This is a genomic window from Pseudomonas sp. LAIL14HWK12:I7 (assembly GCF_000483465.1).
GTDB lineage: Bacteria > Pseudomonadota > Gammaproteobacteria > Pseudomonadales > Pseudomonadaceae > Aquipseudomonas > Aquipseudomonas kermanshahensis.
Map to the genome: position 1 here is coordinate 50275 of NZ_AXYZ01000014.1, position 12714 is coordinate 62988.

13 protein-coding genes are annotated in these 12714 nt (G+C 62.6%); 3 read left to right on the forward strand and 10 right to left on the reverse strand.

What is annotated here, in order from left to right; all coding sequences use genetic code 11:
* Position 1: 1 nt before the first annotated feature.
* From D886_RS0114465 to D886_RS0114485, 4 genes are all read right to left on the reverse strand, one after another.
* Entirely contained in the window at positions 2-904 is a 903-nt protein-coding gene (locus D886_RS0114465) for a dihydrodipicolinate synthase family protein (RefSeq protein WP_027594608.1), read from the reverse strand.
* A gap of 75 nt (positions 905-979) precedes the next feature.
* Entirely contained in the window at positions 980-2308 is a 1329-nt protein-coding gene (locus tag D886_RS0114470; RefSeq protein WP_027594609.1) for an MFS transporter, read from the reverse strand.
* 183 nt (positions 2309-2491) lie between these two features.
* Complete coding sequence (locus D886_RS0114480; RefSeq protein ID WP_027594610.1) at positions 2492-3811, reverse strand: FAD-binding oxidoreductase; 1320 nt, start codon at positions 3809-3811, stop codon at positions 2492-2494.
* Positions 3812-3873: 62 nt separating this feature from the next.
* A complete protein-coding gene (locus tag D886_RS0114485) occupies positions 3874-4590 on the reverse strand; it encodes a GntR family transcriptional regulator (RefSeq protein WP_027594611.1) in 717 nt (238 codons plus the stop codon).
* 333 nt (positions 4591-4923) lie between these two features.
* Between D886_RS0114485 and D886_RS0114490 the strand changes: the two genes are divergently transcribed.
* Entirely contained in the window at positions 4924-5265 is a 342-nt protein-coding gene (locus D886_RS0114490; protein ID WP_027594612.1) for a YgaP-like transmembrane domain, read from the forward strand.
* 179 nt (positions 5266-5444) lie between these two features.
* On the opposite strand, the gene D886_RS0114495 is transcribed toward D886_RS0114490, so the two are convergent.
* Positions 5445-6659, reverse strand: coding sequence for a hypothetical protein (locus D886_RS0114495; RefSeq protein WP_027594613.1), 1215 nt, complete (start codon positions 6657-6659; stop codon positions 5445-5447).
* Between the two features lie 41 nt (positions 6660-6700).
* Entirely contained in the window at positions 6701-7150 is a 450-nt protein-coding gene (locus D886_RS0114500) for a YcgN family cysteine cluster protein (protein ID WP_027594614.1), read from the reverse strand.
* Between the two features lie 144 nt (positions 7151-7294).
* Here D886_RS0114500 and D886_RS0114505 point away from each other — a divergent pair, with 144 nt between their 5' ends.
* Positions 7295-7888, forward strand: coding sequence for a nitroreductase family protein (locus D886_RS0114505; RefSeq protein ID WP_027594615.1), 594 nt, complete (start codon positions 7295-7297; stop codon positions 7886-7888).
* A 110-nt stretch (positions 7889-7998) separates the two neighbouring features.
* Here the strand turns inward: D886_RS0114505 and D886_RS0114510 are convergent, their stop codons facing one another.
* The 4 genes from D886_RS0114510 to D886_RS0114525 all read right to left on the reverse strand — a co-directional run bounded on the left by D886_RS0114510 (position 7999) and on the right by D886_RS0114525 (position 12179).
* A complete protein-coding gene (locus tag D886_RS0114510; RefSeq protein WP_027594616.1) occupies positions 7999-8931 on the reverse strand; it encodes a D-2-hydroxyacid dehydrogenase in 933 nt (310 codons plus the stop codon).
* A 78-nt stretch (positions 8932-9009) separates the two neighbouring features.
* On the reverse strand, positions 9010-9303 hold the full coding sequence (locus D886_RS0114515) for a YcgL domain-containing protein (RefSeq protein WP_027594617.1): 294 nt from the start codon (positions 9301-9303) through the stop codon (positions 9010-9012).
* Positions 9300-10433, reverse strand: a complete 1134-nt coding sequence (gene rnd / locus D886_RS0114520) for a ribonuclease D (protein WP_027594618.1) — start codon at positions 10431-10433, stop codon at positions 9300-9302. Before rnd ends, D886_RS0114515 begins: the two co-directional genes overlap by 4 nt.
* A gap of 108 nt (positions 10434-10541) precedes the next feature.
* Positions 10542-12179 carry a phosphoethanolamine transferase gene (locus D886_RS0114525; protein ID WP_027594619.1) on the reverse strand — a complete coding sequence of 546 codons (1638 nt, stop codon included), beginning with the start codon at positions 12177-12179 and terminating at the stop codon, positions 10542-10544.
* Between the two features lie 297 nt (positions 12180-12476).
* Here D886_RS0114525 and D886_RS0114530 point away from each other — a divergent pair, with 297 nt between their 5' ends.
* Positions 12477-12713 carry a YdcH family protein gene (locus D886_RS0114530; RefSeq protein ID WP_027594620.1) on the forward strand — a complete coding sequence of 79 codons (237 nt, stop codon included), beginning with the start codon at positions 12477-12479 and terminating at the stop codon, positions 12711-12713.
* Position 12714: the final 1 nt, after the last annotated feature.

Here is a 12714-nt window from a genome sequence, read left to right on the forward strand (position 1 = left end):
GTCAGGCACCTCCGGTGATCTGGGCGATGTTGCGCTTGAGTTCAGTGACCACGCGCTCGAGTGCCTGCTTCTCGGCGGCATCCAGGTCGTACAGCGGCTTGCGCACGCCACCGGTGCTCAGGCCGTTCAGCGCGCAGCCGTACTTGATCGACTGGACGAACTTGCCACCTTCGAGGAAGTCCATCAGCGGCATCATGGCGGCCATGATACGGCGGCCTTTGGCGAAGTCCTTCTCGATCACGCAGGCCTCGAACAGGGCCACGTGCTCACGCGGGATGAAGTTGGAACCGGCGCAAACCCAGCTCTGCGCGCCCCAGGCAAAGAACTCCAGGGCCTGGTCGTCCCAGCCGCACGACAGCTGGATGTTCGGGCGCTGGATGGCCAGGCGGTGCAACTGGGCCATGTCGCCCGAGCTCTCCTTGATGGCGACGATGTTTTTCACATCGGCGACCGCATCGAAGAATTCCTCGCCCATGCCCACACTCATGCGGCCTGGGTAGTTGTAGAGCATGATCGGCAGGCCGGCAGCCGCGTCGACCGCTTTGACGTGCAGGGCGATTTCCTGTTGGGTCGGCAGCGCGTACGGCGGCGTGCCCACCAACAGCGCGTCGGCCTTGATTTCCTTGGCGTGCTTGGCGAAGGCCACGGAGTCTTCGGTGCGGATCGCGCCGGTGCCGATGATCAGCGGCAGGCGGCCATTGAGCACGTCCTTGGCCTGGGCGGCCAGTTCGATGCGCTCTTGCGCGGTGTGGGCGTAGTACTCGCCGGTGGAGCCACCGATGATCACGCCGTGGATTTTCGATTCGACCAGGTAGTCGAGTACTTCGGCGAACGCCGCCTTGTCGATCGAGCCGTCCGCAGCCAGCGGAGTGATTGCCGGGGTGTAGATGCCTTCGAATTTCACGGTAGGTTCTCCAGTGCGTTGTTCAGGGGTGTAGAAGCCACAGCGGTTCTACGCTGCGGCGGCTTTTCGAATAGCTCAGCTCAGCGATGCCGCTTGCTGCAGGTTCAATGAACGGGTTTCCGGGGCCAGGGCGACAGAGACGGCCAGGCCGACAAACGTGACGGCGGCGGCGGCATACATGGTTGCGCCGATGCCATAGTTGTCGAGGGCGATGGGTACCAGCCAGGTACCGACAGCAGCACCGACCCGCGACATGGAGGTGCCCACGCCCACGGCGCCGGCACGGATTTCGGTGGGGAACAGCTCGTTGGGATAGACCAGTTGCAATACCTGGGCACCGCCGATGAACAGTGCATAAGCACCGAACAGCACCAGGATCAGCAGCTCGCTGCCGTGGCTGAATGCCGCCAGGCCCAGCAGCGCCAGCCCCGACCAGAAGAAGCTGTGCAGCAGCGTGGTGCGCCGACCGAGGGTGTTGAGCAGGCGGGTGCCGATGATGCAACCGACCACGAACAGGAAAGTGATGGCGACCGAACCGATCGATGCCCAGTCACCCTTGAGGTTGAGCGCGCCCAGCACTTTCGGGGCGAAGGCGTACACGGCGAACACCGGGATCACCGAACAGGTCCAGAACAGGGTGACGAACAGCATGCGCTTGCCATACCCGGCGTGCAGCAGGCTGAGAAACGACAGCTTGCGGGCCTTGGGTTCTTCCGGCAGGTTGCGCAGCGAGAAGCCATTGCCATAGACCCGCTTGATCACCTGTTCGGCCTCGGCCGAGCGGCCCTTGCTGATCAGCCAGCGTGGCGATTCCGGGGTGCCCAGGCGAATGGCGAACAGCAGCGCGCCAATGACCGCCGCACTGGCCAATACCAGGCGCCAGGCATCATCGCCACCGTGGCGCAGGATCGCCTCACCGACCATGTAGGCGGTCGCGGCACCGGCGAACCACAGCACCGTCAGGGTGGCCAGGCGCGGGCCGCGGTTCTTCTTGGGCAGGAATTCCACCAGCAGCGAGGTGGCCACCGGGTACTCGATGCCCACCGCGATGCCGATGGCAAAACGCAACAGGAACAAGGCCAGCGCCGACTCCACCCAGAACTGCGCAAGCGACGACAGAATGAACAGGGTCGGGCCGACGAAAAACACACGCTTGCGGCCAAAGCGGTCGGTCAGCCAACCGCCGAAAAAGCCGCCGAAGAAAATGCCGATCAGCGCCGAGGCGGCGATCATGCCCTGCCAGAAGCTGGTCAGGCTCAGGCCCGCGGACATTTGCACCATTGCCACGCCGATGATGCTCAACACATACCCATCGACGAAAGAGCCCCCGCCGGAGCGCAGGGTCAAAAACTGGTGAAAACGGTTGATCGGTACATCTTCAATCGAAATATTCGGACTTGTCATTGTTGTTCCTACCACTTCTTCTGCATGCACGTTTTCAAGGCGAGCGCGTCCGCGAAACTGAAAACAGCCTTCAGCCCCGGGTCATCGGACATGACATCTCGATCATCAATTTCGGGCAAAGCGCGCCCGTGCCGGGCAAAGCCGCCCGACGTCAAATATTCAATGGCCTAACTTACAAAACGATCAGCTTTCTTTGCCCGCGCGCAGTTGCCCCCACATCAAGTTGGCGTTCAAGCCCAGGGATACCAAGGGCTGCGGTGGATTCGCGCAAGGCCCGGGGGCATTGAGCAAAAACTCGATAAGTTCGTGTTTGTCACCGGCCAGCCAGTCGGCCAGCAACTTCCCGGTGACCGTGCCGCGGGTAACACCCAGGCCGTTACAACACAGTGCGCCGACCACATTGGGCGCCAACTGGCCAAAGAACCCCATGTGATTACGCGACAACGCCAGGGCACCGCCCCAGGTGTATTCAAAGTTCACGTCGGGCAACATCGGGAAGCGTCGGGCAAAGGATTCGCGGTGGCGTTGAACGAAACGGTCCAGGTACTTGCGGTTGCTGCGCCCGTCCGGGTTGAAGCTGAAGCTGTTGCGCACCAGCAGGCGGTTGTCGACGGTACGCCGCAGGGTGGTGCCGAATGGGTCGGCGGGGATCACGCCCCAGTAGGGTTTGCCACCCAGGCGGGCCTGCTCGTCTTCGGTCAGCGGGCGGGTGATGCTGCCGTAGGTGAACACGGGCAACATGCGGCCCTTGAGGAAGCCGAAGCTCATGCCAAAGGCATTGGTGGTGAGCACCAGCTTGTCAGCAGTGATCGAGCCCTTGGCGTGGCGCAGTACCACTTTGTCACCGTACTCGACGTCAGTAATCGGCGTGTGCTCGTACAGCGAAACGTTACTCGGCAAGCTGTCGGCCAGGCCTTTGACCAGCGCCGAAGGCTGCAGCAACGCGGTACCCGGCGTGAACAAACCCTTGCGGTAGAAGTGCGTGCCGATGTGTTCGGGCAGGTCGCGACCTTCGATCACTTCATAGGGCTGGCCGAGTTTGTCCAGGCCTCGACGGTAGGCATCGAGCACGGCAATGCCACGATCCTCGACAGCGGCCTGGTATTTGCCACAGTGCCGAAACTGGCATTCGATGCCATGGCGCTCGATCAGCTCCTTGAGGTACGACTGCCCACCCAGGTTGAGTTTGAGCACGGTCTTGGCGGTATCGATATCGCCGATGTAGTCCTCGGCGCCGATGTCATGGGGCAGGTCGATGGCAAAACCGGCGTTGCGCCCGGAGGTGCCAAAACCGACTTCCTGGGCCTCGACCAGCACAACCTCGTCATGCGGAAAGTTCGTTGCCAGCTGGCGAGCAGTGGCCAGCCCGGTGAAGCCGGCACCGACCACCACCCAGCGCGCCTGGCTATGGCCACTGTGGGCCGGCCGTGGCGTGCGGGGTGTGCTCAGGTGATACCAACCACAGGTGGCATCATCGGCAGGTAACGAGCTTATTCTTGTCATGTCACTAACCTGGATCTTGTTGTTGACGAGCGATCAGCGCCAGTGGCGACGACCTGGAAACCTCATATCTGAATCGGTACATCCAGCCCTTGCGGTGCGGCGTATTCAGCCATGCGCCGGCGCGACAGCTCGAAGTGCTCACGCACCAGTTGCCCGGCGCGCGCGGGGTCGCGGCGTTCGATGGCATCGATCATCTGGTCATGCTGGTCGCAGGCGGTTTCAAGGTCCTGTTGCATGTCATCAGTGGTCGGGTGGCGATAAAAAATCTTGCCTAGGCGGGCATGGTCGATAAGCAGGCGGCGCAGGCTCGGCATCAGGTAGTCGTTGTGCGCCATCCTGCCGATTTCCAGGTGGAAGGCGTCGTTGTAGACCACCCGGTTTTCCACATCACGCGCTTCGATGGCCTGGCGGAACTGCGCCTGGATAGCCTTGAGCGCCTCGATTTCCGCTTCGCTGGCGTAGGTAGCGGCCAACTGGGTGGTGGCGATATAGATGAGCGGCGCCGCGACGAAAAAGCTGTGCAGCGAATCGTGGTTCATCGCGGCAACCCGTGGCGCGCGGTTGGCCTCGAGCTCGATATAGCCTTCGGCGGCAATCTGGCGCAGCAGCTCACGCACCGGTGGGCGCGACAGGCCGAACTCGTCACACAGGGCCAACTCGTCCACCACAGCGCCGGGGGCCAGTTCCATGCTGAGGATCCGGCGGCGCAGCGCATCGGCGAGGACGGCCTTGCGGTCCTGCGGCGCTTCTTCGCTGATGGCTTGAACGGTGGCTTTCATGTCGGCCTTCTTTGTTGTCATAGCGCTGTGTCTACTATTTGTATAACGACTATAGGGCACTGTTAGACAATGTGTCTACAGCATTTTAGATGAGCGGTTGAATCTCTGGATCGCCCGTATTTAAAGGGCTTCGCGGTTTTAAAGGGTGAGATTAAACACCTGGCGGGCTGCATTGCCAAACCGGACAAATAACTGCCCAGACAAGACATTTTTCAGGTGCTGGCGCTGAATGGCAATGTGCAGGCCGTGCGCCTGGCAACCATTCGGCACAGCGAATGAACGGCTGCGAGCCCCCTGCGGTCAGCTGCTTACACTTCATACGGAGGGCTTGCCATGCTCGATATCCATTCCGCTGCGGCGTCGCCGGAGCACAATGTCCAGGGCCTGGAAAGGGTCGGTTCGCTGGCCGGCGGGGCGCTGATGTTCAGCAAGGGGCTGCGCCATGGCGGCCTGGTTGGGCTGCTGCAGATGGTGGTGGGCGGTATGGCCGTGGCGCGCGGGGTCAGCGGGCATTGCTCGACCAAGGCCTGGTGGCAGCGGCATCGTCAGGAATACAACCGGTTGCGCGCGGACATCGAAGACAGTGCAGCGCAGTTGCAGGCGTTGAAGGCGAGTGCCAAGGCAGCTACCCGCGGGGTGACGGTGACAGGGAAGGACCCGTTGACTGGCCTTTGATTTTGTTTTTGCCTGTGCCGGCCTCTTCGCGGGCAAGCCCGCTCCCACAGGGTCTTCAGTAATCCTGAGGGCAGTGTGGCCTGTGGAAGCCACTGGGTCTTCACCGGTCCTGTGGGCCGCTCAAGGACCTGTGGGAGCGGGCTTGCCCGCGAAGAGGCCGGCACAGGTGACACAAATCGCTAGCGCAACACCTTGCTCTTCAACACCTCAGACCGCCGCCCCAGCACACGCTCGCTGATCTGCACGAACTCCTCGGTGCTGACACTCGGCAAGCGCATCAGCGCCCGCGCCACGTCATCCAACGAACCCTTGGCCTGGGTGTGGATGCGGATCTCCTTGTCCAGGGCCTGCAGCAACAGCACCCCTCGGGCAACCTGCGCCGGGTTGGCCTGCTCTCCCTTGAGCTGGGTAACCTTGGCAGCCTGCTTGCTCAAGCGCGCCTGCCAGGCCTCGTAGCGGTCATCGCTGACCCCGCCTGCCCGGCGCAACAACTCACTGGCGTAGTAATCAGTCAGGCTCTCGATCAGCCAGTCACTGCCTTCACGGCCATGAATCTGCGCAAACAGTTGCACCAATTCGCGCAACAACGGGCTGCTGCCATTTTCGCTGATCATCGGCCGGGCACTGTGCATGTACAGCGACCCCTGCGCCGCCATCGCCCCGCGCCACATACCATCCCGGGCGCCGACCAACAGCAGTTTGGGTGGGTTACGCGGGAACACGGCCTGCAATTGCGGCCAGACGAAGGTTAGCAGGGTCAGGCTGTCCATGCGCCGCATGCCCTGCCCGACTGGCGCGGCAACGGTAACTTCAGTCTCGCCCAGGCGAGCCCGGCGGCTGCCCAGGTCTCCCGCCAGCATCCAGCCCGTGGGGCGGTCGAACAGGCGCGAGACGTTGTCGATGCGGAACTTGTCCTTGCCAATGCGCGGCCAGGAAGTTTCGATGCTTTTCCAGCCTTCTGGCAGGTCGAACCACAGGCGTGCCACCAATTCGGTACCGTCCTGCTGATCGAGGCGCGCGGGCGGTACCAGTTGGTCGCCGAGGAACAAGGCCCAATGGGGCGTGATACGCGACGAATAAGCGCCACTGCGCAGCTTCTGGTCCAGTTGCACGCGGTAGCTGAGGCTGGTCTTGCCAGGCGCCGGGTGCCACACACCGCGCTCGCCCTTGTCTGCGACTTGCCATTGGCCGTCAGCCTGGAAGCCACTGTAAGTACCGGCCTTGCCCAGCTCGAAGTCGAGGCTGCGCACGCTGCTGCCTTCGGCCAGGGTCAGGCGCACTTCGGCCTGGCCATTGGCTGGCAACAGGCGCACGTGATAATCCAGGTCGACTTTCTTCGCCCAGGCCGGCGAACAGGCCATCAGGCTCAGCAGCAACAACAGCTGGCAACGCATACAGAAACTCCTTGTTTCCCAGAGGCGACGGGGCGCGCCGGTCAGCTGGCGCGAAAAATCAGGTGGTCTTCCCAGTCGTCTTCATCGACATCATGCTCACTGAGCATACGCCCTGACTGGGAAATACGCTGTTCATGGACCTGCTGGCGATCGCCGCAGATCAAGTGGTGCCAGTCAGGCAGGTCCTTGCCTTCGCTGACCAGGCGGTAACCGCAGGTGCTTGGCAGCCACTTGAACTGGTCGGCCTTGCCGGGGGTCAGCTGGATGCAGTCGGGCACGTGGGCGAAGCGGTTGGGGTAGTCGCTGCACTGGCAGGTGTCGAGGTCCAGCAGTTTGCAGGCAATGCGCGTGTAATAGATGCTGTTGTCGTCCTCGTCCTCGAGCTTTTGCAGGCAGCACAAACCGCAGCCGTCACAGAGCGATTCCCACTCTTGCGGGCTGAGTTGTTCGAGGGTTTTGCGCCGCCAGAACGGCGCGCTGTCAGCGATCATCACACGGGTTTCCTGCATTCATCATCAGTGCGCGGCGCGCGGCGGCGCCAGTCTAGAGCCTGGCCTTCGGCAAAGCCAGACCGCTTGTCAGTCATGACGGGACGCAGTAGCGTGCGGTTTTCCCATCCGCTTGCAGGAACAGCCATGAGCGCCACCCCCCGTATTGCCGATTACGCCATCAACGAGCAGTTCATCAACCGCTGGTCGCCACGGGCCTTCACCGCCGAGCCGATCAGTGAGGAGACCCTGCTGAGCTTTCTGGAAGCCGCGCGCTGGGCGCCTTCGGCGTACAACTCGCAGCCTTGGCGCTTCCTCTATGCCCGTCGCGACACGGCGAACTGGGAGCGTTACCTGAGCCTGCTGGTGCCGTTCAACCGCAGTTGGGCGCAACAGGCGTCGGCGCTGGTGCTGATCATCTCCAAAACCACCTTCGCAGCGCCTGGCGCCGCTGAAGAAAGCCCTGCCCTGTGGCACACCTTCGACACCGGCTCCGCCTGGGGGCACTTGGCCCTGCAGGCCAGCATCAGCGGTTGGCACACCCACGGCATGGCTGGCTTTGACAAGGAGCTGGCACGTAGCGAACTGAAGGTGCCGGAAGGCTACGAGCTGCATGCCATGGTGGCGATCGGCAAGCTAGGCGACAAGGCGACCTTGGCTGAGGCGCTGCAGGCGCGAGAAGTGCCGAGCTCGCGCCGGCCGCTGAGCGAGCTGGCGGCTGAGGGGGATTTTAGCCTCTAAGCATTTTTGTGGGCTGTACCGGCCTCTTCGCGGGGCAAGCCCGCAGGTATTGCGCCATCCCTGTGGGAGCGGGCTTGCCCCGCGAAGAGGCCGGTACAGGCCACTAGCAATCAGTAACCCCGGGCGAAATCCACTTCCCCGCGCAACCCCTGCCCTGCCTCATACGCCCGCACATTCTCGACAAACAACCGCACCATCGCCGCCGGCGAGGTGGGCGCCGAGCTGTGCCCGGTCAGCAGCAACCCCCAGGCGGTCCAGAACGGGTGACGCTGGGGCAGTGGCTCCTGGCGGCATACATCGATCACCGCGCCCGCCAGATGCCCCTGCTTCAGTGCTTCCACCAGGTCGCCATCGACCACCGCCACTCCACGCCCGGCATTGATGAACAAGGCACTGGGCTTGAAGCGCTGAAACAGCGCAGCATCGTACAGGTCATGGGTGGCAGGCGTGTCCGGCAGCAGGTTGATCACGTAGTCGACCTGCTCGACCATGCGCGGCAGGTCCGCCAGGGCCGCCACTTCGACGAATGGCAGCTGCTCGCGGGCGCTGCTCGCGACCCCGTACAAGGTCACGCCGAACGGCAGCAGAAACTCCGCCACACGTTGGCCGATATCACCGGTGCCGACGATCAGCACCTTGCGCCCCTCAAGGGTGCGCCCTGGGCGGTCGTCCCAGCGCCGCTCGACCTGGCTCACCAGGCGCGACAGCACCTCGCGTTCATGGCCGAGCAGGTAGGTGAGCATGTACTCCGCCATGACCTGGCCAAAAATGCCAACTGCGCGCGTCAGGCGATAGTCCCGTGGCAAACCCTCGGCCAGCAACGGGGTGATGCCGGCCCAGGTCGACTGCATCCAGGCCGGCTTGTGGCCCTGGCGCAGCAGGCTCGCCAGCAAGTCGGGCTGGCCCAGCCACACCGGGCACTGCGGTGCCTGTAGCGCCAGCTCGGCAGAATCGCTGCTGGTCAGGATTTGCAGGTCAGGGGCCGCTTCGCCCAGCAGCTGGGTGTACTTGGCATGATCCTGTTCGGCGATCAGAACGCGCATCGTGAAAACAACCTTGGCAGACAACGAAAGCGGCCCGACAGGCGGGCCACTTGGCGAATGAGAGGAACCGGGCCTGGGTCAGACCGGGTCGTTACGGCGCAGCAGCTCTTCGGGCAGGTGCTCGATGTACTCATCCTCGGCCGGCGGCATCTGCAGGTGATAGCCCTGGTTGTCGAGGTTTTCCAGCACCTTGGTGATGTCCTCGCGCGCCAGCTTGCGCTCGGGGCTCAGCACCAGGTCGAAAGCATGCACGGGGGTGCCGAAGAACGGCAGCAAGGCCTCGGGCACGCGCTCCAGGCCTTCGGCCTTGAGCACATACAGGTACATTTCGTTCTTGCGGGGGCTCTTGTAGATCGAGCAAATACGTTTCATCGGGTCTCTCCGGCGCCTGCCAGGTTGTCCAGCAGGGCCTGGCCCATGCGCTCGCGACGCCAGCCGCGCAGCGAATCGGGCAGTTGATAGGGGCCATTGGGGTAGCCGCTCTTGAGCAGCGCTTCCAGGGTTTTCTTGCGCAGCATCAGCTCGGGGGCAATGCCTAAGCGCTCGCCTTCGGCCTGGCCGATGGCGCGCAGCTGCTTGAGGATGCCGGCCGCTTCGATCGGCAATGGCTCAGGCAAAACCTGCGGCCACTGATCGGCGGGCAGGCTGGCAGCACGCTTGATCAGCTGGACGAGAAACTCCCCGTCCTGGCGGATGGTGCGCGGGTGCATCTCGTCGATCTTGGCCAAGGCCGACAAGTTAGAGGGCTGGGACTTGGCCATCGGCCACAGCGAGTGCTCTTTGAGGATGCGGTTGCGCGGCACGTCGCGGTTGCGTGCTTCGCGCTCACGCCAGGCGCACAGCTCGCGCAACACGGCCAGCTGCTGGGGCGCCAGCTTCCAGGCCAGCTTGACGTCGCGGTACAGGCTCTCGGGCTCGACTTCCCGGCGCAGCTGGGCCACCAGCTCGGCGCCGTCTTCCAGCACCCAGGCGTACTTGTCATCGGACAGGCGCGGGCGCAGCGCGATGAACAGCTCGGCCAGGTGCACGGCATCTTCGGCGGCGTAGCTGACCTGGGTGTCGGACAGCGGGCGTTGCAGCCAGTCAGACCGGGTTTCGCCCTTGGGCAGCTCGAGCCCCAGCACGTCCTGGACCAGGCGCGAGTAACCCATGGAGAAACCCAGGTTCAGGTAACCGGCGGCCAACTGCGTGTCGAACAGTGGCTGTGGCAGCTTGCCGGTCAGGCGCAGCAGCACTTCGAGGTCTTCGCTGCAGGCGTGCAGCACCTTGACCACGCCGCTGTCTTCGAGCAGCTCGGCCAGGGGTTGCCAATCCTTGATCAGCAGTGGGTCGATCAGAAAGGCACGTTGACCGTCGCCAATCTGGATCAGCCCCGCCTTGGGGTAGAACGTGTCTACCCGCATGAATTCGGTGTCGAGCGCTACGAAGGGCAGTTGGCGCCACTTTCGGCAGAGGTCGGCCAGGGTCTGGTCGTCACGGATCCAGTGAATTTCGATGGCCACGAGGCTCTCCCACTAACATTGGCGCGCAGTATATACGGCGCGGGCACTGCGGGTGAAACCTGCGCCATCCCTGGAATAGATAAACGGTGGTGTAAAAGCCATGCGCGATCAGCGCTTGGCGGCCAGCCACGGCCGGCAGCTGGCGAACATGTCCAGCGATTGCTGGTAGACCTCGGTGCGCACCTGCAACAGGCCGAGCATCGAGTGGAACAGGTTGTCCTGGGACAGCGGCGCGTCGCTGAGCTTGGCCAGGCAGTCGGTGTCCAGGCCAAAGTCCTCTTTGTAGCTGTCGGAGAACCAGGTCAGCAGTGGCACGTGCTTCTGCTGCTCCGGGGCGATGGGGTAAGGGGTGCCGTGCAGGAACAGGTTGTACTCACCCAGCGACTCACCGTGGTCGGAGAGGTAGATCATCGCTGTGTCGACCTTGTCCTGTTTGCTGCGCAGCGTGTCGATCAGCGACGCCAGCACCTTGTCGGTGTAGGCCAGGGTGTTGTCGTAGCCGTTGATGATTTCCTGCTCGCTGCACTGGTTCAGCGCATTGCTCTGGCACACCGGGGCGAAGCGCTCGCCGGCGTTGGGGTAGCGCTTGAAGTACTCGGGGCCGTGGCTGCCCATCTGGTGCAGCACCAGCACGGTGTCCTTGTCGAGGTTGTCGATCAGCTCGCCCAGGCCCTGCAACAGGATCTCGTCATGGCATTCGCCGTTGGCGCACAGCGCCGGGTCGGTGAGGTTGCTGACATCGATGAACTGCACCCGATCACAGGTGCCCTTGCAGCCCGACTGGTTGTCACGCCACTGCACGGCCAGGCCGGCCCGCTGCAGGATATCCAGCAGCCCTTCGCGGTTTTTCGCCACGCGCGCGTCGTAGTCTTTGCGCGGCATGCCCGAGAACATGCAGGGCACCGACACGGCGGTTTCAGTCCCGCACGAATGCACATCGGAGAAGGCCAGCAGGCCCTGCTCCTTGGCCAGGTTAGGGGTGGTGTCGCGGTTATAACCGAGCACACCGAAATGGTCGGCCCGCGCACTTTCGCCGACGACCAGCACCGTCAACGACTTGCGCTCATGGTGCTGCCAGGCGGCATCACGTTTCGCATCCGTGCCATAACTCTGGAAGGGCCTGGCCGCTGTACCGACGCGTTCGCTGACATAACCAATGGAGGCACCCACGATATTGCTCGGGGTGAGCATCAGGCGCAGTTCGTGGTGATTGCGAAACAGTGACGACAAACCCTGGTAGTTGACCAACGCCACCGACCCGAGGGCGACCACGCAGGCGCCGCTGACCACCAGCTTGCCCAACAGCTCACGGTGCCAGGCGCGATAGGCGATCGGTGTTTTCCACAGCACGACCGAGGGCAATACGCCCAGCAACAGTATATAAGCGGCAAACTTGAACGACATCAGGTCGCGCACTTCCGCAACATTGGTCTCTGCCATGTTACGGAACATGCCAGCATCAATAAGCACCCCGTACTGATTCATGAAGTAAGCAACACCCGCGCCACTCATGAACAGCACAATAAGTACCGGCTTCAATACATACCGGAAGGCAAACAAGGTCAAAATCAGGTTGAATGCGAACAGCATCAGCACGGCAAACGCCAGGCTCAGCCAAAGCCCCGCCAACCCTGGCGGAACCACGTGCTCCAGGTGCTGCCAGAGAAAGAAATTGAAGCCGATCAGCAGGTACAGGCTGGCCAGCAGCGTGACCCATTCAGTCCGCAGGGATTTAAAGTTGAGCATCAGTGTTCGCAATCAAGAGTGATTATCAGCCCACGGGCCTGTGCGGCACCGCGAAAAGTTGGCTGAACTCTAGAAAGGCCACCATCAATTTTTCGTGAAAAAGACGCCAACAAAACCGTGAGATGGCGTTTTTCCAACATTAAATGAAGTTTATTCAGCCGCCATTCAGCCTGGCAGGCCAAGTTTGCTGCGCGGTTGCGAGAAGGCTGCGCCGGCCTCCCCCCGCCCCCCACCTGCGCAAAGGCGACTATCCTCAAAGGTCAGGACCGTTCGCCAACCCCCACGAGAGGTGAAGAAATGCCCGTTCCGCATGATCTGCTCGCTGACCTGAACATCACTGCCGAGGATTTCCAGACGCGCATCGACAAAGACCATGACCTGCACAAACTGCACAAGGAGTACAACGCCAAAGACAAGGAAGTGCTGGCCGCTGAAGGTAACGCCAGCACCGATGACACCGTCACCCGACTGCGCAAGGAGCGGCTGCTGATCAAGGACAAGATCGAACGGATCATTCATCCGCCGAAATCTTGAG

Excerpts from the sequence above, each read along its gene's own strand:
- D886_RS0114505 (WP_027594615.1), top strand. The coding sequence starts at position 7,295 with ATGAGCGCCACCCCCCGTATTGCCGATTACGCCATCAACGAGCAGTTC.
- D886_RS0114470 (WP_027594609.1), bottom strand. The coding sequence starts at position 2,308 with ATGACAAGTCCGAATATTTCGATTGAAGATGTACCGATCAACCGTTTT.
- D886_RS0114525 (WP_027594619.1), bottom strand. The coding sequence starts at position 12,179 with ATGCTCAACTTTAAATCCCTGCGGACTGAATGGGTCACGCTGCTGGCC.
- D886_RS0114510 (WP_027594616.1), bottom strand. The coding sequence starts at position 8,931 with ATGCGCGTTCTGATCGCCGAACAGGATCATGCCAAGTACACCCAGCTG.
- D886_RS0114495 (WP_027594613.1), bottom strand. The coding sequence starts at position 6,659 with ATGCGTTGCCAGCTGTTGTTGCTGCTGAGCCTGATGGCCTGTTCGCCG.
- D886_RS0114490 (WP_027594612.1), top strand. The coding sequence starts at position 4,924 with ATGCTCGATATCCATTCCGCTGCGGCGTCGCCGGAGCACAATGTCCAG.
- D886_RS0114500 (WP_027594614.1), bottom strand. The coding sequence starts at position 7,150 with ATGATCGCTGACAGCGCGCCGTTCTGGCGGCGCAAAACCCTCGAACAA.
- D886_RS0114485 (WP_027594611.1), bottom strand. The coding sequence starts at position 4,590 with ATGAAAGCCACCGTTCAAGCCATCAGCGAAGAAGCGCCGCAGGACCGC.
- D886_RS0114530 (WP_027594620.1), top strand. The coding sequence starts at position 12,477 with ATGCCCGTTCCGCATGATCTGCTCGCTGACCTGAACATCACTGCCGAG.
- D886_RS0114480 (WP_027594610.1), bottom strand. The coding sequence starts at position 3,811 with ATGACAAGAATAAGCTCGTTACCTGCCGATGATGCCACCTGTGGTTGG.
- D886_RS0114515 (WP_027594617.1), bottom strand. The coding sequence starts at position 9,303 with ATGAAACGTATTTGCTCGATCTACAAGAGCCCCCGCAAGAACGAAATG.